The organism is Paenibacillus sp. FSL K6-2393, assembly GCF_038002545.1.
Classification (GTDB): Bacteria; Bacillota; Bacilli; order Paenibacillales; family Paenibacillaceae; genus Paenibacillus.
Map to the genome: position 1 here is coordinate 2,666,659 of NZ_JBBOCU010000001.1, position 25,625 is coordinate 2,692,283.

A 25,625-nucleotide genomic window follows, 5' to 3' on the forward strand; every position below is an offset into this window, starting at 1 on the left:
CTTTATTGATGATTAGATCATCCGGCTTCATGCCCTGTAACAGAAGGCACTGTCCTGCACGTAACAGGCCGCTCAGGGGTAGGTTTCAGAGAAGAGCCGCGGTAAATTCTTTCAGCAGGGTGGAATTTACTCTCTGGGCGCGACTGATATTCTCTTACTGGTCCCGTCATCACGTTTCGTTCAATATTTCTTATAACATACCATGGAAACTTGGCATATGCAAAGGGGTTATGGTCCTGTAAATTACTTGAATAAATTCAGCTTGCCAATCCGCTCAACAGCTTCGCGTAATCGGTTTTCATCACTTAGCAGTCCCGCGCGCACATAGCCTTCGCCATGTGAACCAAAACCAATACCTGGGGCTACAGCCACCTTGGCTTCCCGCAGTAACAAGTCTGCAAATGAAGCAGAGGTATAACCTGCAGGTACAGGTAACCAGCTGAAGAATGAACCTGCGGGTTTCGAAGCTTGCCAGCCAATCGAGGAAAGAGCGTCATAAAACGCATTGCGACGGGATTCGTAACGTGAAACCAGCGAGGCAACACATTCCTGGGAGCCAGTCAGTGCTTCCGTTGCCGCAGCTTGAATCCCACCGAAGAGACTGACATAGATATGATCCTGAAGCAGATTGATTTTAGAGACAATCTCTGCATTACCTAGCGCAAATCCAACACGCCATCCAGCCATATTGTACGTTTTGGATAACGTATAGAACTCAATGCCCACTTCTTTGGCACCAGGGGCTTGTAGGAAACTTACTGGACGATGTCCATCAAATCCAATCGCACCGTAAGCAAAGTCGCTGGCAACGACGATTTGATTTTGAATGGCAAATTCAACCGTATCTTCGTAGAACGAAAGTGGAGCCGTTGCCGACGTTGGATTGTTGGGATAGTTGAGGAACATCAGCTTGGCCTTCTCCCGATCTTCGGCTGTAACAGCTTCATAATCCGGCAGGAATGCATTGGACTCCAGCAAAGGCATAAATGACATGTTTGCTTTGGCGAGTGCAACACCGGACCAGTAATCCGGGTAGCCTGGATCGGGAACAAGAACGGTGTCACCGGGGTTAAGCAGGACCTGAGGTAACTGAACCAGTCCTGTTTTGCCTCCGAACAGAATGGCTACTTCAGTCTCGGGATCCAGATCAACGTTGTAATCTTCCTTATAACGTTTGGCGACAGCTTCCTTCAGGAAAGAGTACCCTCTAAAAGGGGAGTATTTATGGTAGAGAGGATTTTCAGCCGACTCTTGCAGTGTTTTCACAATATGGGGTGGTGTAGGTGTATCCGGGTTCCCCTGACCCAGATTGATCACGTCATGTCCACTTGCGATTTCACGATTTACATTTTGAACAAGGGTAGCAAAAAATTGCGTTGGCAGCTGTGTCATCACATCAGATGTTGGTATCTTAAAGGCTGAACGAGCGGATGTATGGTCTGAATGGGTCATTATCTTCATCACTCCGGTTATTAATAATGGCAAATAGTTCTCATTAATTTATCACGCCAATCCCGAGCTGTATAGAGGGAAATCCACTTGATTAGGGAGTACATAGAAGTAAAGAGCGGAGGATTGTACAAAACTGAAAGTGCCCATATAGTTTTGTCCATTGAGCTGAGAGAAGCCTTGTTTTATGATAATATCCGATAATGATAATCAATATCATTAAATTTTATTGCACAATGCACATGATACAGGGGGAGAAATAGCAATGAAAAAGGGCATACGAAATACGGCAGTACTATTTACGATTACGTGGTTATCCATTCTGCTGCTGGCTTGTGGAAATCAGGCTACAACACCTGCTGCTGGCGCAGAGGATTCCAAAGCAGCCACAGAAACCACAGAAACCACAGAGACCACGACTGCAGCAGAAGAGACAAATGAGGGGGAGACCCGGGTATTCAAAGATTGGACTGGCCATGAGGTAGAGGTCCCTGTAAATCCGAAACGAGTCATCTATCATGGAGAAGTTACCGGGGATCTGCTGGCGCTTGGTGTTGTTCCTGTAGGCATACTTCGTCAGGATGGAACTGTATACGATGATCAGGTTGCTCAGGCAGAGGATGTAGGATTTCCGATCAGTGTGGAAAAGGCGCTAGCCTTGAATCCCGATCTGATCATTTTCTCGAACAGTGATGAGACACAATACGATCAGATCGCGAAGGTTGCACCCACGGTTACATTTGATTCGTTCGGGTCAATAGAAGATCGTATGCGTATCCTTGGCGACTTTTTGAACAAAAAGCAAGAAGCGGAGGATTGGATTACGAATCATCAAAAAGCAACAGAAGAGATGTGGAAGCAACTTCATGAGAACGGATTGAAAGAAGGGGAGACCGCTTCGGTATTCACCATGTATCCCGGGAATCGTCTGTTTGTTATGGCGGGTGCAGGATTGCCACAGTTGTTATATGGTAAAGACGGGCTGAAGCCAACCGCGGAAATTCAGAAAGTATTGGATGAAGACATGGGTTTTGTAGAGATTTCGACTGAAAAATTATCTGAATTTGCCGGTGATCGGATATTTATTCTGGATCCTGTGACCGACGATGCGAAACAATCCACCAAGGAATTGCTGGATAGTTCAATCTGGAAGAACCTGCCTGCGGTGAAAGAAGGAAAAGTATATCGTTTTAATATCGTAAAAGCTTCAAGTGATGCCCTTTCCAGGGAGTGGCTGTTACAAGAGCTGCCAAAACAGATGATTCAATAATGATGACGAGCTAGTGAGGCAGCAGTAACACCTTTGAGTAATGCAGTTATAAAAAAGTAAAAGGGGCCTTCAACATTTCGTTGAACGCTCTTTTTTGCTGATAAAGTCATATCTGGATTATTGACCATCGCTCGCTTATAATCAGACCATACAGAATGATTGATAATTATTCTCATTTTAGAAAAACGAGGTGAACCGACATGCAGGCTTTGGATGCCGATGGGGGAGCGTTGTTCTTTTCAGCATTCATGTTTCGGCTGGATCATCTGGTACGACGAATTGAACCACCTGAACAGGTGATGCTGGAAGTTGCTTGCGAGAAACATGCGTTCCTGATCTGCGAAGAAGGGGATGGGCGTTTATATATTGGACATGAACAGTTTCCGTTTACTACGGGATGTGTCTATCCGCTTTCTCCGGGAGAGGGGTACCAGATTGAACATCGTAATAACTCGGAATTGAAATATATCGTAATGGCTTTTGATGTTATTCATGTGTTGACGGGTGATCCCGAACTCTTTACCCGCCCTGTGTTTGAGCACAAAAACCAATTGAATGGTTATCCCTATGCTCCGTTAAGTGGGATGCTTGAGCAAATGTATGCCATTCGAAACTATAAAACAGATGCAGAATACAGTCATTTGAATGCGCAATTCCAAAAATGGATGGAGATGATCATTACCCGGTACACTTCTCCAAAGACGGAACAGAGTATGGAAGCAAGACTATATAGTACGATTCAGTATGTGGACGACCATTATGCTGAAGAAATCACTGTACAGAAACTGGCACGTCTTGCGGAGATCAGACCTGTACAATATACGACCCTTTTCAGACAACTCACGGGTCACAAGCCACTCGATTATGTGAATCATGTACGCATTAAACATGCCAAGGACTGGCTTCGCAAATCAAATGAACCACTTCGGGATATAGCGAACCGCGTGGGCTTTAAGGATGAGTATTATTTCAGCAGGCGTTTTCGCCAAATGACCGGATTATCTCCTCGCCAATATGACAGATCTATTCAGCAGCAGACGTTGGTACAAGATTGGTTGGGTCATGATGTGAATATTCCAGTAAACCCGGAACGAATTATGTATTACGGAGACTCCGCTGGGGATCTGCTGATGCTGGGCATTCAGATATTGGGAGATCAGACCTATGACGCGGTTGCGCCGGTTAATGTGGAAGCAGCTGTTATCATGAAGCCGGATTTGATTATTTTTGATAGCAGCAATGAACAGCAATATGAACAACTTTACCGGATTGCACCGACGCTTGCTTACAATTCACATGCCACGTTGGAAGAACGAATGCACAGATTGGGCAGCTGGTTTGGCAGACAACCGCAGGCTGAACAATGGCTAACCTCCTATGCGGAGCGTACTGAGCAGATGTGGGCGAAGATCCATACTGTGATTGAAGAGGGGGAAACGGCATCCGTATTTACATACCATCGGGGTGCAAGATTATTTGTTATGGGCAATATCGGTCTGGCGCCTATGTTATATCATCCAATGGGATTCAGGCCAGTGACCAAAGTGAAGGAAGCACTTGCGGCAGGCAGAGCCTATAAGGAAATTTCGGCTGAAGCGGTACGTCAGTACGCGGGAGATCATGTGTTTGTTATGCTGCCTGAGGAAGTTGTGGCAAGACAGGCTACAGAGATGCTGATGAAAAGTCCCAGTTGGCAGGCCCTTCCGGCTGTACAGAATGGACGGGTATACCGTGTGGAGGAGTCAATTTGGAATCTAGGTGACGCGCTCACGAGTGATCGATTGTTGACCCTGCTCCCTGAGTTGTTGTGTGTAAGTTCATAACAAAAACAGGCTTGCAGTCCTCAAGAGGATCAAGCTATGATAGCAGGTATTACGGTTCAGAGGAGTGCTTGTCATGACAGAAAAACAACAGGGAGAAATGCGTGTAGCCCTGATTCAGGGCGATATTCAACTTGGAGACCCTGAGGCCAATCATAAACATATGCAGACGTTGCTTGAGCGTGCGGTAGAACAGTATCCGGATCTGGGGCTGGCTGTGTTACCTGAGATGTGGAATACCGGATACGCTTTGACTCAAATTCATGAACTCGCTGACCCGGAAGGCCAGAAATCTCGGGAATGGCTGTCTGCTTTTGCTCAAAAACATCAAATTTCCATCGTTGGCGGTTCAATTGCCGAGAAACGGGATGGTCAAATATACAATACAATGTACGCTTATGATCGTGAAGGAAAACAGGTAACACGATACGATAAATTACATTTGTTCCGTCTAATGGACGAGGAGAAATATTTACAGCCAGGTGCGGAACCTGAAATTTTTGAATTGCAAAACGGTCTTACAGCTGGTGCTTCGATCTGTTATGATATCCGGTTCCCGGAACTTGCCCGCACACTGGCTTTAAATGGTGCCAAGGCATTAATTGTACCGGCCGAATGGCCGAACCCTCGTTTGCACCACTGGCGTACGTTGCTTACAGCACGAGCGATTGAGAATCAGATGTATGTGATCGCCTGTAACCGTGTAGGTAAAGGGGGAGAAACCGAATTTTTCGGACATTCCCTTATCATTGATCCTTGGGGTGAGATTGTGGCTGAAGGTGGCGAAGGGGAAGAGATCGTGACCGGAATTGTTCGTCCATCTCTGGTAGATGAGGTTCGCGGGCGTATTCCCGTATTTGAAGACCGTCGACCTGGCGTTTATTTTGGCAAAAAATAAAAACTGAAATAAAATTCTTCAGAAAAAGTGTTTATTTTTCCAGGGCACGGGTAATGATAACTATCCCGTCACCAAGGAGGATGATCAATCAATGGACAACCATGTGAAAGATACGCTCAGGAGACTGGAACAGGATAACACAAGGGAAGATCACTTAAGGGCATTCTTAGAGAATGGAGCAGGAGGGCTATCACCCCCTGATTCAACTGTTCAGGACGAAGGCCGTGTAATGAATCAGCAAAACAGGCTGACAAGCGATCGTAATTTGCGTAAATAAACCGCCAGACATGAAGTTTTCTTATGTACGTTTCTACGTTAACATTATAAATTAGCATTGAAGCCAAACAACTTAACAAGCAACATTGTACTGTAACCAGTTACTGTGATTGCAAAGTAAGAACTTTATCCTGCGGATGCGGGAAACGAGTATATGACAAAGGCTTGGCCCATAAGGGTCAAGCCTTTGTTTTGGTTCAGTATGAAATGTACCTAAAGAAATGTACCTATACCACAGAGCAATTTCTTAGTCTCCCTTTGACAGTTCGGCCACGGTTTGTTGAAACGTATGGATGAATGCCTCGGCTGCCTTCGACAGCACTCTGCCTTGACGATAAGCCACAACAAGTGTTCTGCTGGGAGTAGGCTCAGCAAGTGGAACATACACAGGCACGAACTCACTGCGCGGCGCACGGGCAATAAAGCGTGGAACCAGTGTAATACCCATACCTGTGGCGACCAGCGACTGAACAGTCTCAATATTTGTGCTCTCAAACACAACTTTGGGATCAAAACCGGCTTGCTCACAGAGATCAAATGTAAGTTTGCGGAAACCCTGTCCTTTTTTCAATACAACAAAGGGTTCATCCCGAAGTTCTTCAATTCGCACAGGAAGCGGATGTTCCGGATCTGCCCTGCGTGCCAGAGGGTGATTCGGGGGAACCGCCAGATCAATTCGTTCTTCTCCAATGGTTACATAAGACAAGCTTGGCTCTTGTAAAGGAAGAGATAACAGACTCAGATCAGCTTTACCGCTTGCTGTCAATTTCTCAAGTGTAAGCCCGGAGTCTTCCAATAAGGTGACTTCAATCTCGGGATACGCTTGTTGGAACGCAGGAAGCACGTGTGGTAGCAGGTGTGAGCCTGTGATTGGCATGCTGCCCACAACGACTTTACCTTTACGAAGCTGGGAGATGTCTGACATTTCCTGACGCAATAGCTCCACGGCATCTACGATCTTTTGGGCTTGTTCGACAAACGTAACACCCGCATGAGTTAACTCCACGGTACTTGTATTCCGCTGAAACAGCAGTACTCCCAATTCTTTTTCCAATTTGGATAATTGCTGGCTTAATGAAGGTTGGGCAATGTGCAGCTTCTCTGCTGCCCGGGAGAAATTGCGTTCGGCCGCGATTTGCAACGTATATTGAAGTTGTCTGAATTCCATTGTCATTGGTCATTCCTTTCGTTATGCCACCATTATATCATTACAAATGAAGAAATCATTCTCTTTGCCGGAACTACCGGTAAACTCAAATATCAGGAGAGTGCTTCTTTATTTTGTATAAAAGCATTGACAGCGAAGCAGCGGAAACGTAGTATAAGACTTATCTGATAATGATAATTGTTATCAATTGAAACCTCTGCGATGAGCAGTGGTTTATTTGTCTTTATCTCATTATAGGTTAAACCTATTACATCTATAGATATTATATCTTGGAACAATGAAGGACAGGGTGATATATTTATGTCATTCAAGAGCTTCACTTTTTAAAGGAAACACGAGGCTCTTCCAAGGACCGAACTTATAATGAGGTGAAAATGATGAGTAAAAAAACGATGTTTGAGAAAATTTGGGAAAACCACGTGATTCATCAAGAAGAAGGCAAACCAAGCATTCTGTATATCGATCTGCATCTGGTGCACGAAGTAACTTCTCCACAGGCATTTGAAGGTCTTCGTCTCAGCGGACGTAAAGTTCGTCGCCCTGAACTGACATTTGCGACAATGGACCACAACGTTCCAACGAAAGACCGTTTCAACATTACAGATCCTATCTCCAAACAACAAATTGATACACTTTCACAAAACTGCCGTGATTTCGGCGTGAAATTGTATGATCTGGACACGATTGATCAAGGCGTTGTGCACGTTATGGGACCTGAACTGGGTCTGACTCACCCGGGTAAAACGATTGTATGTGGTGACAGTCATACGTCCACACACGGTGCGTTTGGCGCACTGGCATTCGGAATCGGAACAAGTGAAGTTGAGCACGTTATGGCAACTCAATGTTTGCAACAAGCAAAAGCCAAAACGATGGAAGTTCGTTTTGTCGGTAAACGTAACCCGGGTGTAACCGCGAAAGATATGATCCTCGCAGTCATCGCCAAATACGGTACAGACTTTGCAACAGGTTATGTTATTGAGTACACAGGCGAATCCATCCGTGAGTTGAGCATGGAAGAGCGTATGACGGTCTGCAACATGTCCATCGAAGGTGGAGCAAGAGCCGGATTGATCGCTCCGGACGAAACAACATTCGAATATCTGCGTGGACGTGAATACGTACCAGCGGGTGCGAAGTTTGATGAAGCTGTAGCAGGTTGGAAACAGCTTGTAACAGATGAAGGTGCGGAGTTTGACCATGTGGTTGAAATCGATGTGGAAACATTGATTCCGCAAGTAACTTGGGGAACAAGCCCAGGTATGGGAACCGACATTTCTTCGAAAGTTCCTGTTCCGGCTGAATTGCCTACAGAAAACGAACGCAAAGCGGCTGAAAAAGCGCTTGAATATATGGGACTTGAACCGGGAACACCAATCGCCGAGATTCCAATTGATTATGTATTTATCGGTTCTTGCACGAATGGTCGGATCGAAGATCTGCGTGCAGCAGCAAAAGTGGCTAAAGGTCACACGGTATCCAGTCAGGTTACAGCAATTGTTGTACCAGGTTCAGGACGTGTTAAAATTCAGGCTGAACAAGAAGGTTTGGATAAAATCTTTACAGAAGCTGGATTTGAATGGCGTGATGCGGGATGCAGCATGTGTCTGGCGATGAACCCGGATGTATTGAAGCCAGGACAACGTTGTGCTTCGACTTCCAACCGTAACTTTGAAGGACGTCAAGGACGCGGTGGACGTACACATCTGGTATCTCCGGCAATGGCAGCAGCAGCAGCGGTTAAGGGTCACTTTGTGGACGTACGGGACTGGAACTTCAAAACGGAAGCAGCGATCTAATCTATAACAGACAGAAGGGAGAACGTTTAATATGGAAGAATTCAAAACATTACAAGGCATCGTTGCACCGGTAGACCGGGTCAATGTAGATACAGACGCAATCATTCCGAAACAGTTTCTGAAACGGATTGAACGTACCGGATTTGGACAATTTTTGTTCTACGAATGGCGTTTTGATGAAGAGGGCAACAATAATGCTTCCTTCGAAATGAACAAACCTCGTTATGAAGGGGCATCCATCCTGATTTCACGTGCCAACTTTGGCTGTGGATCTTCCCGTGAGCATGCGCCATGGGCAATTATGGACTATGGATTCCGTTGTGTGATTGCTCCATCTTTTGCAGACATTTTCTATAATAACTGCTTTAAGAACGGAATCTTGCCAATCAAGTTGTCAGAAGAGCAAGTTGAAGACTTGTTCCAACGTACAGCTACACATGAAGGTTATGAGATGAATGTAAATCTGGAAAACAAAACGATTACCGATGCATACGGACTGCATATCGATTTTGATCTGGATGAGCATCGTCGTCAATTCCTGTTGCAAGGACTGGACGATATCGGTCTCACTCTTCAACATGACGATGAAATTGCTGCGTATGAGCAACGCCACGCGGCAAAACTGTTCGGTTAATCTCTAAAGTCTAAAGTATCGTATAGCAGAAAGCTTCTGCTCGCCGAAGGGATCTTGTTCCCAGCGGTGAGACAGAAGCTTTTTGTAATTTCAGAAGTACATTATCTTAATGAGTTCTCTATACATAGAAGTCCTGATCCTTCTTGGTGGAATATTTCAACACGCAATCTTGGCCATTATTCAGTTCTAGGGAGGCAACTTTGATTGGAGTATAATCCAATCGCGTCTATCTTTGAGCATAATCGTGTGAGTATTCATTTCCATCTCAAAGAGTACGTTGATCTAATGATCAGTCTTTTTTGTAATACTTCCTATTCCGATATATGTATACTTTAAAGTTACATTAATAGATGGAATTTCATCAATTTATGACATCACTGATACGAAATCGATACACATTCGTGTAAAAGAGATTATGTTCTTAAATGTGATCTGCTTTTTTATCTTATTTCCGACTGAATATGACAACGTTGTAACCGGATGAAGGGACAATATCTGATAAACTGATTAGTAGATTATGGAAGGTTACATATTGTCATTGATGTTACGCTGCAGAGAATCAGGTCGGATGTTCAAAAGACAAAAAGAATGGTGGATGAGGTATGAAAAAATGGTCGGCAGCAGTCGTTTTTCTTCTGTTCCTATGTTTATTCCCAGTCATGGCCTATGCGAACACCACTCCCTCGATTGTACTCGACGGTGTAACCATTAACCAGCAGACGGGTGCACCTGCAGAGAATATCGGGAAAACGGTCATGGTTCCAATTCGAATTGTATCCGAGAACCTGGGTTATAAGGTGAAGTGGGAGAAGGAAACTCAGTCAGTCCAGGTTCAAAAAGGAAACAGCATGATCCAAATGACGGCTGGCAAAGATGCAGCTACAGTGAATGGAAACGTGGTGAACTTGGATTCGCCCCCACTGGTCAAACAGGGAACTACGCTTGTTCCGTTACGCTTTGTTGGGGAAGGCATGGGTCTGCGTGTTGGCTGGGACAATGGAACCAAGACAGTAAGCCTATTTAGTATTCCTCCCGTAGTTGAAACGGAAAGTGACAGTGACCCCGTCGAGGCACCAGTCCCGGATGGTTTGACAGAACTTCAAGGCATCAGCTTCAGCGGAGATCGCTTGATTGTAGCAACAAACGGTAATATTAGCCCCAAAGTATCCAGTATTGGTGGGCCAGACCGAATTATTGTTGATCTGCCTTCAGCGACATTCTCTCAGGAGTTCATTCAGGGACAAGCCTCTAATCCGGATGGCAGTGGACAGATTCTCGTTATGGATTCATCAATAGTTTCCAAAGTCCGTTATGCCATGTTCAGTAAATCGCCTTCTACCGTGCGTGTCGTTCTGGATCTGAGTCAGACGGCTACAGCCAAATGGTCTGTTGGAGATAACAATGTCTTGCTCGTTGACCTGACAGCCACGAGTGGAGAACCGACAAGCCAACCGGCAGTACCTACGAATGATGGTAAAACGATTGTGGTCATTGATCCGGGACATGGTGGTCGTCAATCGGGTGCAGTGAGTTTGTCAGGTGCTTATGAGAAGGATTTCAATCTGGCTGTAGGGCTGAAGGTACAGGCAATCCTTCAACAATACAAAAATATTCAAACGGTAATTACACGCCAGGATGATACAGAACTTTCGCTCAAACAGCGTGTGGATATTGCTGAATTGAATCAGGCAGATGTTTTTGTATCCATTCATGGAAACAAATTCACTACACCGGTACCAAACGGCATTGAAACGCTCTACAGTCGTAAAGAAAGCAAGACTTTGGCTGACACTCTTCACAAATATGTGTTGCCGGTGACAGGACTCAAGGATCGTGGGGTTAAAACGGCTAGTCTGCATGTGACGCGTGAAACAACCATGCCTGCTGTGTTACTTGAACTTGGTTTTTTAAGTAACCCTACAGATGAAGCGGTTATGCTCACGGAAGAGTACCAGGACAAATGTGCACAGGCGATTGTGGACGGAATTGTTGAATTTTTGGGACTGTAAATTGAATTGTGCGCAAATATGAAGGTTAGGGTAGTACGTTGTTTAGAGATGTGTATTTGATAAATAAGGAAAAAAGAAGACATTAAAATGTAAAAAAAGCTTGATCTGACAACGTTTTTTTTCTGTTATGTTGGAATATATTCGCAACTTTTGAGAGCGAGGGGCGTCTAATAGGTGTCTGGTAATGCCCAAGCGGTCAGTCGGAGTTGGAAAATGACAACATGCGGCAAAAAAATATGAGAATGGTAGGGGTGAAGGATGAAGAAGTTCGGTTTTTTGGTACTGTTATTTGTCTTTGGGCTCGTATTCCCGGGCTATAGTCACGCAGCAACAGACACGAAAATTATCCTAGACGGAAAAGAAATCGTACAGCCATCGGACACAAAAGCGGAAATTATCAACAGCAAGGTGATGGTTCCGATCCGGGTTGTGTCTGAAAATCTTGGATATAGCGTGGAGTGGAAGCAGCAAACGCAAACGGTGACTATTAGCAAAGACAACACTGCCATGCAGATGATTGTTGGACAGAAGACGGCAACGGTGAACGGCAGTAACGTAAACCTGGATGCCCCGCCACTCGTGAAAAATGGTACTACGCTCGTACCTCTTCGATTTATTGGTGAGGAAATGGGTCTTAAGGTGGGTTGGAACAATACCACGAAGACGGTAACATTAGTTACCCAGAATTCAGGTTCCGGAAACGGGACAACCACACCTCCGAACTCTGGCAATGAAGGCGGAGGATCGGATCAAGAAGGTCTTGTACTGGTGAACGGCATCAGCTTCAGCGACAACCGCTTCATGATTGCAACAAGCGGAAGTACGAAGCCGAACGTCTTCACGATGACAGGACCAGATCGAATCGTTATAGACTTGCCGAATACCGCATTTGCTGATTCGTTCAGTGAAGGACAGGCTCTAGACAGCAACCAGAATGGACAACTCGTCGTTAGCGGCTATCCGGATGTGTCGAAGATTCGTTACTCGTTATACAGCAACAGTCCATCTACAATTCGTTTTGTAATCGATCTGTCCAGTTCAAAAGGGTACAGTGTGCAAAATGATTCCGGACTGGTTATGATTAACCTCGACAATCAAAGTGGTACACCTGCTCCTCCGGTTGGTAATAATGGCAAAAAAGTTGTCGTTATCGATGCAGGTCACGGAGATCATGATCCTGGGGCAATCGGTGTAACTGGTAAACGTGAAAAAGACTTCAATCTGGCAATGGCTCTGAAAGTGGAAGCCTTGTTGAAAAAAGAATCCAAAATTGACGTTGTGTTAACGCGCAGCGATGATACATTTTTGGCATTGAAAGAACGTGTGAAGATTGCACAAGACATAAAAGCGGATATCTTCATCTCCATTCATGCTAACAGTGGCCCTGCTGCTGCGAACGGTGTAGAGACATTCTATACACGCTCCAACAGCAAAGCACTTGCTACAGTGATGCACAAGTATCTTTTACAGTCTTCCGGACTGAAAGATCGTGGAGTGAAAACGGCAAGTCTCCATGTGACCCGTGAAACGACAATGCCAGCAGTTCTGCTGGAAGGTGGATTCCTTAGCAATAAGAGCGACGAAGCAGCCCTGTTCACTGAGAGTTTCCAGAACAGTGTTGCCAAAGGGATTGTTGCAGGAATCAAGGAGTATCTGGGAATTAAATAAGGGACAAGCCCTTATGTTGAGGAGGCGGAGTTAGAATGAACAAGAAAATATGGATTGCAGCCTTGCTGGTAACGGTTATGGCAGTTGCTGCTGGATGTGGAAGCAAGCCAACAGCTGCTCCGAATCAGACGCAAGGCGCAGGAACTGAAAACAATGTAACCGAGGTTGAAGGTGAAACAATTACCGAACCGGTAACTGCTGAGCCTGAAGAGAATACAACGCCTACAGAATCCACGGAGGAAGGCAGCTCAGAGGAAGCGACTACAACTACTCCGCCAAGCGAAACGTCTACGGAGAAGCCGGCAACTTCCGAAAGTAATGAAAAGAAAACGATCACTGTATTCTATACGGATGAAGAAGAACTGGAGTTGCACAAAGCTTCGGCAGAGATTTCATACGCATCGGATGATGCCAAATATAAAGCTGCCTTTGAATCACTGCAACAGAGCAAAGACGCTAAACTGGTTCCGCTGTGGTCTAAAGAAATTGAATTGAAGTCTGTTCAGTTCAAGGATGGAGCTCTTACGCTGGATATTCATATGCCAGATACGGCACGTCTTGGAGCAGGTGGAGAATCTTATGCGCTGGATGCTCTAAAACAAACGTTCTTCCAGTTTGATGAAGTAAAATCACTTGATTTACTTGTGGATGGTCAGCAGACGGAGAGTCTGATGGGCCATGTGGATCTTGAACATCCAATGACAAGATCCGAATAGGCTGTACAGCATGCTGTTGTACCGTGAATCCACGGAATATGGGTCGTTTTACATGAGAGAGGGGAATCATAGGTGACTTTTAAATATAACCATACATCACACTCTAAAAAAGTAGTATCAGCCGTGCTTGCAGGCATGATGGCCCTTAGCGCCGGCGGAGCTGCCATGGCAGCAGAATCAACAGAAACGGGGCAGGGTCAGACTGCTGCAATAACAAATACGGCTGCACCAACTGGTTTGTTCAGTGACATCAAGGTCGGATACTGGGCTGAAAAACATGTGTACAAACTGGCATATCAAGGTATTCTTCTCGGTAACAACGGCCTGTTCCGTCCAGGAGACGCGGTAACACAGCAAGAAGCTGTAACGATGGCAATCCGTTTTATGAATCAAGAGGGCCAGTTGAATACCAACACGGCTGCGGCATTACCGACAAACATGGAAGTGGGAAATTATTTCAAGCCATATGTCGCGCTGGCACTTCAACTGGGGCTAATTGACAAAACGGAAGAATCAACAGTGGATGTATCCAAGACCTCATGGGGTCAAAAGCCGGCTTCACGGGAATGGATTACGAAATTGTTAATCCGTTCATTGGACAAGGATGCTGAAGCGAAGGCACAAAATAATCAATCTACCGGATTTGCTGATAATGCAAGTATTTCCGAAAGTGGTAAAGGTTATGTCAATCTGGCTGTTAGCCTGGATCTGGCCAAAGGTGTGGAAGGCAACAAATTCAATCCAACCGGTTCCGTAACCCGTGCTCAACTGGCTACCTTCTTCAGTCGTGGTGAATCGTTAACGGATACAACGTACCCGAACACATCCACGGGTTATGTGACAGGATTGAAAGATGGGCAGATCACGCTGGTTGTGGACGGCAAAGCCGTTAACTTCGCAGTGAACAGCAGTACGCCTTACTTTACGAAAGACAGTGAAACTCGTGCTTCCGCCACAGATGTGAAGCTATATACGAAAGTTATGGTTGTAGGTTCGGCAGGTGGGGCTTCCTATGTGGAAGTTGTTGATGCTACACCGCAGGTGGAAAGTGTTGAAGGTACATTTGCACGTTCATTGTCTGGTAATAAAATTGGTATCTTTGTGGGCGAGAATTACGAAACGTACAGTTATGATGAGGCAACTGCATTCATCGATCAGAATGGTAATGCAATCAAACTGTCCGATATTACGGCAGATAGCATCATCGAAGTACAGCGTGAGACGTTCTCGGCTGACAAAAAAACAGTCGCTATTCGTGTGAAATCCGGCATTGTTAACAAGAGTGACAATGGCGTAATTGCTGAAGTATCCACTTCTGGCAAAACGATTAAACTTGTCAATACAGCGGGTGCTACAGAACAGTTTGCGTACAATGACAATCTGCTTATCACATATCAAAACCGTATCATGTCAGTGGCTGATCTCAAAGCCGGCAGTGCCGTGAAATACACCGTAAAGGACAGTGTTTTGCAAACTATCACATTGTCTCAAGGTGTGGAGCAATCTGTGCGCGGAACATTGGTTGAGATCGGTGGCAACCAGTCCACGTTAACGTTCAAACGTGAAGGGGGTTCCCTTGAGGCGAAATTGCTGATTGAAAAGCCGGAAGTCATCATTAATGGCATTCAGGATGCAACGTTGAATGATCTCATCACAGATGCAACGAACGGGGATCAGGTTGAGTTGTCATTAAACGCTGACGATCAGGTTACGCGTATTCAGGTGATTGGACGTCAAATGGAACCTATGAACGGGGTAACGGTTGTATCTTACAACAGCAAAACAAAGGTACTTACCGTACTGGACAACAACAAAAAACCGTTTGTATTTACATTGGACGAAAAAACCAAACTGGACTACAATACGACCAAACCTACACTCGCTGGTCTGGAGTCGATTTTAAATGATGGTCGCAAATTGGATCTGACCTATGTGGGAACACGTGCGTTGTCCGTTAAAGTGATTTACAAGTACGAAGGTACGATCAGCAACATTGACACATCGGGCAGAAAAATCAGTTTGTTGTCTGGTAATCAGACGATTACAGTGCCTTATACTACCTTACCTACGGTTGAGATCTATAACAAATCGGGCGCAAGTCTGGGAGATTTGAAGATTGGTGACAAAGTGACCGTAACGCTTGGAGCAAATCAGGATGTAGTGCAGAAGGTTGCACTGAACACTGTGGCTCAATTCGAAGTGGTTGCCTTGGAAGCAAATAGTCGTATTCGAGTAAAATCCGATCTGCTGACAAGTCAGTTCTACGTGGATCAAGCGGTACTGACAGGAGAGAGTGGTCAGACGATCACGCCTTCACAACTGACAGCAGGCAACCTGATTAATGTAACGTTTGAAGGAGCTACGCCAAAAGCGGTTCAAGTCGTGAAGCGTACGCTGGCTGAAGTTACAGCGGTGGATGCTTCATCTGTAACGCTCAAGCAGTTTAATAACGGCCAGACTGAAACCGTACCTGTTAGCGGTTCTGTTAAAGTCGTAAAATCTGGCTCCACATTAACTTCATTGACTAGTCTTACGGTCGGAGATCGTGTGGAAATGACAAAAGATACGGATAATTCCACACGCTTCAGAGTATTAACTGTCATGAGCAAACAATTCTGGTCTTATGATGGCGTTGGTAACCAGATTTTGGTTAAACGGGAAACGACAGCAGACACGAACTATCGTTTTGCACTCGGATCAAGTGTATTTGTTCACCAGGGTGACAATACTTTAAGCGTGCAATCTCTCAGAGATAATGATAATATTGTATTGTATCTCCTGAACAATGTTATTCTGGAGATTCAAAAACAGTAATCGTTTCTTTTCGAGGATCAAAAGAATGACCGTCTTGATACGGGATCTTTCCCGCATCAAGACGTTTTTTTTGCAAGCTTTTTGAGGTCCCCGCAAAGTACTCGGATGAAGCTTCGAAGTAAGGCTCCGCAGCGTGGAGTCATTTTGTGGGAGGTAGCTCTTCATGAATGCAGCGACAGTTAGACATATACTCGAAACTATGGAAGCAATGTTTCCTGATGCACATTGCGAATTAAATCACAGCAATGCATTTGAATTGACGGTAGCTGTCCTTTTGTCTGCCCAGTGCACCGATGAAACGGTGAACAAGGTAACCGCAGATTTGTTCCAGAAGTACAGAAGCCCAGCAGATTATCTGGCGGTTCCTCTCGAAGAGTTGGAACAGGATATTCGGCGAATCGGTTTGTACCGGAACAAGGCCAAGCATATTCAGAACATGTGCCGAATTTTAATAGAGCAGTATGGCGGTGATGTACCGCAGGAACATGATCAGCTTGTGACGCTACCAGGTGTCGGGCGGAAAACCGCGAATGTAGTTGTTTCCAATGCGTTTGGAGTACCGGCAATTGCGGTAGATACTCATGTTGAACGTGTATCCAAGCGGCTGGCGCTTGCAGGTTGGGATGACTCCGTACTTGAAGTCGAAAAGAAACTAATGAAGCGCGTACCCCGGGACGAGTGGACTTTAACTCACCACCGGTTTATATTTTTTGGACGCTACCATTGCAAGGCACAGAACCCTGCGTGTCATATCTGTCCATTGCTGGACATATGCAGGGAAGGGAAAAAACGTATGAAAACGTCCCAAATCAGGAAAGATAAGGAACGTGTCACCACCCGAAAACGAAAAATAAATTAATGAGCAGAAAAGGATGAATAATCATGAAATGCATTTCCGTGTACACTGACAATTTTGAGGCCTTCTCCGATATCTTTGAACAAATCGTTGAACAGGAAATGGCTGAAAATGAAGAAAAAGAAGTAGAAGGCATCACAGTAAGCCACTCTGGCGACGTGCCTGAACATTATCTGGAGCGTATGTCCGTTAAACCAGAAGTTGTTGTTATGAGAGACAAAGGCAGAGACATTACAATTCTGCAACATGGACAAGTATTTGAAATCTTGCTGCCTTCCATGGAGAACGCAGTTTCATAAGAAGTGATTACACTATGGGTTCTGTTGTATTAATGTCATGAGGATCGTTGTGGTTAAGATGATCGCATCGCATTCATGCAACAGACACTTGGCGTAAGCATTTGCTAAATACCGAGTATAAAACGTATTACAGATAAAACCGACTTGTTCGGTTTTATTTTTTTTAGATTATAGATTTATACGTTCATTTATGTATATTCAATTCCAACCGTTCAAATTCAAACTTGATAATGTTAAAATAAATGTTGTAAAAGAGATAGACGTCGAAACGGATGTCAAATTAGAGGAGCCAGGGGGAAGGCCAGTCATGTCCAGAACAGATTACCCAAAAGAAATGGCCAAACCTCTGCTTCCGCTGCGTGAAGCGATGGAGCAGACAGGGGACCATACGGCTGTACAGGCTTTAACGGATTTAATCAGCAAGGCGGAAATGAAACATCTGACGATTGCGTTCTGTGGTCATTTCTCTGCAGGCAAATCGAGTCTCATCAACAGTTTATGCGGTAAGCGGGTGTTGCCTTCAAGTCCCGTGCCAACAAGTGCAAATGTGGTATCCATACGTAATGGTAAGCCAAGAGCGCTTATTTATACTACTCCAAACGTAAGCGCTGACAATGGAGCAGGAACACTTGAAGTTTCTCCAGAGGAACTGGAGGCGTATTGCAAAAATGGTGGAGCGTACAGCTCGATTGAGGTGTGGGATGATATTCCTTTGCTGAAAGATGATGCTGTCCTGCTGGATACACCAGGTGTGGATTCAACAGATCGCGGACATAGTCTCGCAACCCATTCCGCGCTTCATCTGGCCGATGTGGTCTTCTATGTCATGGACTATAATCATGTTCAGTCCGAGACAAACCTTTCATTTGCCAAGAGTCTGTCGGATTGGGGCAAACCGTTGTTTTTGATCGTGAACCAGATCGACAAGCATCGGGAGCGTGAGCTCTCTTTTGACCAATATACCGAAGGTGTCGAAGCTATATTTGCGGCCTGGGAAGTCAGATATGACGGACTGTTGTTTACTTCCCTCCGCGACAAGCAGCATCGCTACAACCAGTGGGATGTGCTTCCGGAACTCATTGGACATATGATGCAAGAGAAGGAAGCGTTAATTACGCACAGTTTGGCAAGTTCGGCCAGTCATGTAACGGAGCAACATCTGACACGAGAAGCGGAGAAACGTGAAGACGAAGAGAATTCCCTGCTGGATGAGATTGGTGGCAAGGAAGGAATTGAACGCTTGGAACGAGAGCTGGAGCTTCTTGATCAACAAGCAGCAGACATTCGTACCGGGCCTTCGCGAGTGCGTGAGAAATTCCGGGCAGAGCTGGAACCTCTTCTGGCGAATGCAAATCTTACTCCTGCGGATATTCGTACGTCTGCTGCTGCCTATTTGGAGAGCCGCAAACCGGGCTTCAGGGTAGGTTTATTGTTCTCAGGTGGCAAAACCGAGCAGGAGAAACAACGCCGTGTTTCTGAGCTGGTAAGACTGTTACAGGATCAGGCTTCCGGACAAGTTGAGGTACATATTCGTACGATGCTTAGACAGCTGGGTGAATCCCATCAGCTATGGGGAGCGGAGTGGGAGCAAGCGCTTAATACGGAGCTGCCTGCTGTAGATGAAGCACTATTGGAGATGAAACGTAGTGCGAGTGCAGAGGTATCTCCAGAGTATGTGATTCAGTTCAGTAAAGATGTGCGGGGCGAGATTGAGGCCCGCTATCGCAAGTCGGCCATGATGCTGGCCGACCGCATGCTGGAGGCGCTGGGCGCGCGAGGCGAAGCCGCGCTCCAGGCGCTGGACGCCAGCCGCGCAGCGCTGCTGGCGCAATCCGTGGCGGCGGCGCGCTACACGGCGCTCCAGCGCAGCGCCGCCGCAGAGGCAGCAGGGCTGCGCAGCCTGCTGCCCGATGCGGGCCCCCTCCCCTCCGGGCTATTGCCGGAGGTGAAGGGCCCGCACGTGCCCGCGGTGCCTGAACCGGGCGAAACTCCCGGTTCGCATGCGGGCACGTCAACGTCTGTGGCTGCGCAGCCACAGACGCCAGAGGCACCGCCGCCGCAGCGCGCAGCCGCAGCGGCAGTGCCTGGGCCATCGGCGGCGGCTGGTGCTGAACGCCGCCGACGCCTGGACGCAGCAGCGGCACGGCTTGAAGCCGCTGCTGCGCTGGTGGAGCCGTACCCCGCCATGGGGTCGGCGGTACGGGATCTGCGTGCACGCGCGGCTTCGCTTGCGGGCGGCACGTTCACTCTGGCGCTGTTCGGAGCATTCAGCGCCGGCAAATCCTCCTTCGCCAACGCGTTGCTGGGCGAAGCTGTACTACCCGTCTCGCCGCATCCAACAACAGCGGCGATTAACCGGATTATGGCTCCTGCCGGGGGCGCGGAGCATGGTACAGCCCGGGTCCGTATGAAGACCCGTGACGCTTTCCAGGAAGATCTCGCCTATTCCTTCCGATTGCTCGGACTGGGTGAGCCTGGAGCAGAGTGGCAGAAGCGAGTACGTTCCCTATCGCCACAGGATGTACATCCGGCGGGGCGCCCGCATTACAGCTTTTTGCAGGCAGCGGCAGCTGGTTGGGAAGAAACAGCGGACCAGCTAGGGCAGGATGTGCTGGTGGATCTGGACGGTTATCGTAACTTTGTCGCAAACGAGAAGAAGTCCTGTTTTGTAGACAGTATCGATCTGTATTACAGTTGCGATGTGACTGAACAAGGCATTGTATTGGTGGACACACCAGGAGCGGACTCCGTGAATGCTCGTCATACGGGTGTAACCTTCAATTATATGAAGAATGCGGATGCCCTCATTTTTGTAACGTATTACAACCATGCTTTCTCACAAGGTGATCGCCAGTTCCTGAACCAGTTGGGACGTGTCAAAGATAGTTCTGCCATGGATCAGATGTTCTTTGTTGTCAATGCCAGTGACCTGTCTTCCTCTGAGGAAGAGCTGGAGCAGGTTCTCGATCATGTGAGCACCCAATTGCGCAGTAATGGAATTCGGGCACCACGACTCTTCCCGGTATCCAGTATACTGGCGATGGAAGGCAAGATGGCAGGTGATTCGAAGCTGCTGGAGCAATCCGGTTTTATCCGTTTTGAGGAAGAGTTCAACCAATTTGCGGGCAGAGAATTAGCCGATCTTGCCGTAGGTGGCGCTTCCGAAGAGATGGGACGTGTCATTCAGCGGCTGAAGAAGCGTGCGGAGGATGCGGCTCAAGGGGAGGAAGCTTTGCAGCAGCGGCGGGATGAACTGGAGACCATTCAGGGACAGTCACGCCAGCGCATACAGCTACTTGCAGAGCGATCCATGAAGGAAGAATTGTCACAGGAAACAGCAGAATTACTCTTCCATGTGCGGCAGCGACTTGCCTATCGCCTTGGTTTATTCATGGCAGAAGCATTCCATCCATCCGTACTTCGGGAGGATCGGGGCAATCTGAAGACGGCTTTTGCAGCCTGTGGACGTGAACTGTTACGCATGATTGCCATTGAACTGGAGCAGGAACTCCTTGCTACCACCCTCAGACTTGAACAGGCAGGTCAGACCTGGCTGATGAAGCAAGTTACGGATTGTATAGATGAGGTGAGACAGTTATCAGGGGGCGTGGATGTGTCACTGCCACTGAACGAACGCTGGAGTACACCTGTGCTTGAAGAAGTTCGTCTGGAAGAACCGTCTGGATGGAAAAGCTATTTGAATTATTTCCGCAATCCGAAACAGTTCTTCGAAGGAGATGGACGTCAGCGATTACAAGAGGCACTTGATCCTGTCCTCAAACAGATGATCATTGAAGTTCTTCCTGCTGCGCAAGACAAACTGATTCAGTTTTATGACAACCAGATTTGTCAATCATTGCAACACCAATCCCGTCAGTTGGAAGAACGTCTGGACGAGGCGGTGAGTGGAATTCAAGATACACTGGAGAGCGGAATTCCGGCGGAGCAATGGACCAGCTTGTCTAACCAACTGGAACAGATTGAACGAAGTTAGAATCACGGCATAACACGTATTCTCTGGAAGTCTTTGTAAAACAAAATGAATGATACAGCAACACATTGAAAATGTTGCGAAAACCAACCCAAAAAGGCCCCTGCCGAAAAGGCATATAGGGAGCCTTTTTTTGGTACGAACAACCTGAAATAAAGAGAATATTCAAACATTTGATTGAAAGGTGGGTATTTACCTCCGTTAATGCGTCAATAAGCTGAAAGCAGGCAGAATATGGTCTGTTATTCGCTTTGCCGCGAATGGGGTACGGTGATAAACTTCATAAATGTTCATAGTATTTTTGAACGACATAAGAGGAGGAGAAACATGGATGTTCTTAGGCAACTGCAAATCTTTTTTTGGGAAAAGCGAACGTATTTATTTGTATCAATCTTGTTCCTCGCCTTAGCGACCGCACTTGGGTTGGTGTATCCGTACATGCTGAGGATACTGATTGATGACATCATTGTTCCGCGAACTTTTGAAGACGTTCCCATAATTGCCTTGACAGTGTTAGGTGTAGTTATTTTGAAAGCGGGAATGCAGTTTTTACATGGCTTTTTTGGAGGACGCTTGGGTAACTTCCTGGCGTACAGACTTCGTAACGCATGTTATGAAAAGCTTCAATTTTTATCCTTCCGTTATTATGATACGGCCAAGACAGGTGATCTGATGTCCCGCCTCACGGGAGATTTGGAAGCCATCCGTAACTTTATCGGATTTGGTTTCGCCCAGATTCTCAACATGGTTTTGATGGTCGTATTCGGCGCAATCATGATGATGACCATGAGTTGGCAGCTTACACTGTTCACACTCATATGCATCCCATTACTTGCCTTCGTTGCGCTGAGATTCGAATCCAAAATTCACCCTGCGTTTCAGGAGATGCGGCTGGCGCTCAGTTCACTGACAACAGCGGTACAGGAGAATATCACTGGCGTACGTACGGTAAAATCCTTTGCACGTGAGCCTTATGAAGTGGAGAAATTCTCTACACGTAATGAACGTTACAAGACAAATCAGATTCATGCTGCAACATTGTGGAGTCGTTATTTTCCGATCATGGAGATTCTTGCTTCGGTGAGTATCGTGCTGTTGCTGGTGATTGGTGGAAGAATGGTTATACAGAAGACGCTGACACTCGGTGAACTCGTTGCCTTTTTCAGTTTGATCTGGTACATAATCGGTCCAATGTGGAACCTTGGGTTCCATATCAACAATTATACGCAATCCAAAGCTTCAGGTGAACGGGTGCTCGAACTGCTCAATACGCCAGTGGACGTGGAAGAAACGCAAGATCCGGTCATTGTGGAGGCAGACCAGGTGAACGGCCATGTGACATTTGAATCCGTTACCTTTGCCTACGGCAACAAGATGCCAGCGGTAACCGATATTAATTTTGATGCTGCACCCGGTTCTGTAATCGGTTTCCTCGGGGGGACAGGGTCAGGTAAATCAACCATCATTCAGCTTCTGATGCGTGCATATAACGTCAACTCGGGTACGATCAAGCTGGATGGCAAAAACATCAAAGATATAGGCATTCGCAGTTTGCGGAGTCAGATCGCTTCTGTTTTCCAGGAAACATTCCTGTTCTCATCCAGCATTCGTAATAATATTTCCTACGGACTTAAGAACGTCACCATGGATGAGATTATCCGTGCAGCCAAGCTGGCCAAGGCTCATGACTTCATTATGGAATTCCCGGACGGATATGACACGGTGGTTGGTGAGCGCGGTATGGGTTTATCGGGTGGACAGAAACAGCGGATTGCGATCGCAAGGGCTTTGCTGAAAAATCCGAAAATTCTGGTACTTGATGACGCAACAAGCGCCGTGGACATGGAGACAGAACACGAGATTCAATCCGGTTTCCAGGAAGTTATGCGCGGCAGAACGACATTTATTATTGCACACCGTATTTCTTCACTACGACATGCAGATGAGATTCTGGTGCTCGATGAAGGTCGCGTGGTACAACGTGGCAAACATACCGAACTCATTGAAGTGCCTGGACCATATCAGGATGTTTATAAAATTCAATATGCAGATTATATTGCCCGCGGTAAGCGGGAGGCTGGGGAGCAGGTGAATTCATGAGTGCCGAAACGATAGCAGACAGGCGCGAGGCCAAAGGGGCCTCTGAGAAGAAACTGAATGAACGATTTGTGTATCAGGATGATGAAATTATTGAAAAACCGTTTAACTGGAAAGAGTTCGGACGTTTATTTGCATACATGAAACCTTATGCGAAACAACTGTTACCACTTGTTATTCTAATGATGATTTTGGGTACCATTACGAAATTGTCCGTACCTTTTCTCATCAGTCTGGCGATTGACCGTGCCATCGCACCGGCAACGGGGTTGCCAAGCATGACTATGCTGTATCTTATCGCAGGCTCCATATTTGTGTTGTATCTCATTCAATGGGCTGCCAATACGTACCGGATCAAACTGACAAACATTATCGGACAGCGCGTTATTTATGATCTTCGCTCGGATCTGTTCAAGCATATCCAGAAGCTGTCCTTTAACTTTTTTGACAAAAGGCCGGCAGGTTCCGTACTGGTACGTGTTACGAATGATATTAACTCCCTTCAGGATCTATTCACGAACGGTGCAGTTAACGTCATGATCGACTGCGTACAGCTGCTCGGGATCATTGTGATCTTGCTGTTGATTAACTGGAAACTGGGCCTTGCCGTAATCATTACGGTGCCAATCATGTTTATCATCTCGACCAAACTGCGGGTGCTGATCCGTCGTGCTTGGCAGGATGTGCGCATGAAGAACTCTCGGATTAACTCCCACTTGAATGAATCCATTCAAGGAATTCGAGTGACTCAGGCCTATACCCAGGAAAAAGAGAACATGAAATACTTTGACAACATGAACCTGTCCAGCAAAAAGTCATGGGATAGAGCATCAGCGATGAACCAGGGCTTTGGACCGCTGATTGAGATTACCGGCGGATTCGGTACATTAATCCTTTTCTGGTTTGGTGCTTATCTGATTCAGGAAGGTCAATTGACTGTGGGATTACTTGTTGCTTTTGCCAACTATGTCGGCAACTTCTGGGACCCAATCAACCGTCTGGGACAGATGTACAATCAGTTGCTGGTTGCGATGGCATCATCGGAGCGTATCTTCGAATTCATGGATGAAAAACCAAGTATTGCAGATAAACCAGGTGCCAAGCCACTTCCTTCTATTAAAGGAGATATCGCATTCGAAAATGTTGTGTTCGAATACGAGAAGGGCAGACAGGCGCTCAAAGGTATCAGCTTCTCGGCGGCTGCGGGACAATCGATTGCACTTGTTGGTCATACGGGCTCAGGTAAAAGTACGATCATTAATCTGATCAGTCGTTTCTATGATATATCTGGCGGACGTCTCACCATTGACGGACAGGATGTGCGGGATGTAACGGTAGAGAGTTTACGCAGCCAGATCAGCATTGTATTACAGGATACCTTCATCTTCTCGGGTACGATTCGTGACAATATCCGATTTGGACGACTGGATGCAACGAATGAAGAGGTGGAGGACGCAGCCAAAGCAGTCAATGCACATGAGTTCATCATGAAGCTGCCTGGCGGATATGATACCGAAGTAGAGGAACGCGGGAACGTATTATCCATGGGACAGCGACAATTGTTATCCTTTGCCCGTGCGCTGCTTGCTGATCCACGCATACTGATTCTGGATGAAGCTACAGCCAGCATTGATACGGAGACAGAGCTTAAAATCCAGGAAGCATTGAAGGTGCTGTTGCAGGGAAGAACGTCCTTTATGGTCGCTCACCGTCTCTCAACCATCCGGAATGCAGATAACATTATCGTCCTGGATCATGGTGAAATTAAAGAAGAGGGTAACCATGAGCAGCTTATCCAAAAACAAGGCGTGTATAATGGATTAATAGAAGCTCAATACAGATTTTTGTGATGAAACCTTCG

At 46.4% G+C, this 25,625-nt stretch carries 17 protein-coding genes; 15 read left to right on the plus strand and 2 right to left on the minus strand.

Annotated elements, in window-relative coordinates; all coding sequences use genetic code 11:
- Positions 1-243: 243 nt before the first annotated feature.
- Positions 244-1,452 (minus strand): pyridoxal phosphate-dependent aminotransferase, encoded by a 1,209-nt coding sequence (locus tag MHI14_RS11865; protein ID WP_341130336.1) that lies wholly within the window; start codon positions 1,450-1,452, stop codon positions 244-246.
- A gap of 262 nt (positions 1,453-1,714) precedes the next feature.
- Here MHI14_RS11865 and MHI14_RS11870 point away from each other — a divergent pair, with 262 nt between their 5' ends.
- From MHI14_RS11870 to MHI14_RS11885, 4 genes are all read left to right on the plus strand, one after another.
- Complete coding sequence (locus tag MHI14_RS11870; protein ID WP_341130337.1) at positions 1,715-2,719, plus strand: ABC transporter substrate-binding protein; 1,005 nt, start codon at positions 1,715-1,717, stop codon at positions 2,717-2,719.
- 200 nt (positions 2,720-2,919) lie between these two features.
- A complete protein-coding gene (locus tag MHI14_RS11875; protein ID WP_341130338.1) occupies positions 2,920-4,542 on the plus strand; it encodes an AraC family transcriptional regulator in 1,623 nt (540 codons plus the stop codon).
- 73 nt (positions 4,543-4,615) lie between these two features.
- Complete coding sequence (locus tag MHI14_RS11880; RefSeq protein ID WP_341130339.1) at positions 4,616-5,437, plus strand: carbon-nitrogen family hydrolase; 822 nt, start codon at positions 4,616-4,618, stop codon at positions 5,435-5,437.
- 91 nt (positions 5,438-5,528) lie between these two features.
- The gene (locus MHI14_RS11885; RefSeq protein ID WP_017687767.1) at positions 5,529-5,714 is read left to right on the plus strand and encodes a hypothetical protein; all 186 of its coding nucleotides are present in this window, start codon (positions 5,529-5,531) and stop codon (positions 5,712-5,714) included.
- A gap of 246 nt (positions 5,715-5,960) precedes the next feature.
- On the opposite strand, the gene MHI14_RS11890 is transcribed toward MHI14_RS11885, so the two are convergent.
- The gene (locus MHI14_RS11890) at positions 5,961-6,881 is read right to left on the minus strand and encodes a LysR family transcriptional regulator (RefSeq protein WP_091028991.1); all 921 of its coding nucleotides are present in this window, start codon (positions 6,879-6,881) and stop codon (positions 5,961-5,963) included.
- 377 nt (positions 6,882-7,258) lie between these two features.
- Here MHI14_RS11890 and leuC point away from each other — a divergent pair, with 377 nt between their 5' ends.
- The 11 genes from leuC to MHI14_RS11945 all read left to right on the plus strand — a co-directional run bounded on the left by leuC (position 7,259) and on the right by MHI14_RS11945 (position 25,614).
- Positions 7,259-8,680, plus strand: a complete 1,422-nt coding sequence (leuC, locus tag MHI14_RS11895) for a 3-isopropylmalate dehydratase large subunit (RefSeq protein WP_339308556.1) — start codon at positions 7,259-7,261, stop codon at positions 8,678-8,680.
- Positions 8,681-8,711: 31 nt separating this feature from the next.
- Positions 8,712-9,314, plus strand: a complete 603-nt coding sequence (gene leuD, locus MHI14_RS11900) for a 3-isopropylmalate dehydratase small subunit (protein ID WP_091028995.1) — start codon at positions 8,712-8,714, stop codon at positions 9,312-9,314.
- A gap of 602 nt (positions 9,315-9,916) precedes the next feature.
- The gene (locus MHI14_RS11905; RefSeq protein ID WP_341130340.1) at positions 9,917-11,323 is read left to right on the plus strand and encodes an N-acetylmuramoyl-L-alanine amidase family protein; all 1,407 of its coding nucleotides are present in this window, start codon (positions 9,917-9,919) and stop codon (positions 11,321-11,323) included.
- Between the two features lie 258 nt (positions 11,324-11,581).
- A complete protein-coding gene (locus MHI14_RS11910) occupies positions 11,582-12,991 on the plus strand; it encodes an N-acetylmuramoyl-L-alanine amidase family protein (RefSeq protein WP_036607564.1) in 1,410 nt (469 codons plus the stop codon).
- A 35-nt stretch (positions 12,992-13,026) separates the two neighbouring features.
- On the plus strand, positions 13,027-13,707 hold the full coding sequence (locus MHI14_RS11915) for a GerMN domain-containing protein (protein WP_036671957.1): 681 nt from the start codon (positions 13,027-13,029) through the stop codon (positions 13,705-13,707).
- Between the two features lie 72 nt (positions 13,708-13,779).
- Positions 13,780-16,521, plus strand: a complete 2,742-nt coding sequence (locus tag MHI14_RS11920) for an S-layer homology domain-containing protein (protein ID WP_341130341.1) — start codon at positions 13,780-13,782, stop codon at positions 16,519-16,521.
- 163 nt (positions 16,522-16,684) lie between these two features.
- Positions 16,685-17,380, plus strand: a complete 696-nt coding sequence (nth, locus tag MHI14_RS11925; RefSeq protein ID WP_036607558.1) for an endonuclease III — start codon at positions 16,685-16,687, stop codon at positions 17,378-17,380.
- A gap of 23 nt (positions 17,381-17,403) precedes the next feature.
- Positions 17,404-17,676: a hypothetical protein gene (locus MHI14_RS11930; protein ID WP_017687779.1), complete on the plus strand. Its 273-nt coding sequence runs from the start codon at positions 17,404-17,406 to the stop codon at positions 17,674-17,676.
- A gap of 307 nt (positions 17,677-17,983) precedes the next feature.
- Positions 17,984-21,670, plus strand: a complete 3,687-nt coding sequence (locus MHI14_RS11935) for a dynamin family protein (protein WP_341130342.1) — start codon at positions 17,984-17,986, stop codon at positions 21,668-21,670.
- 324 nt (positions 21,671-21,994) lie between these two features.
- On the plus strand, positions 21,995-23,767 hold the full coding sequence (locus MHI14_RS11940; RefSeq protein ID WP_124116257.1) for an ABC transporter ATP-binding protein: 1,773 nt from the start codon (positions 21,995-21,997) through the stop codon (positions 23,765-23,767).
- On the plus strand, positions 23,764-25,614 hold the full coding sequence (locus MHI14_RS11945) for an ABC transporter ATP-binding protein (protein WP_091017941.1): 1,851 nt from the start codon (positions 23,764-23,766) through the stop codon (positions 25,612-25,614). The genes MHI14_RS11940 and MHI14_RS11945 overlap by 4 nt, the downstream gene beginning before the upstream one ends.
- The last annotated feature ends 11 nt before the right edge of the window (positions 25,615-25,625 follow it).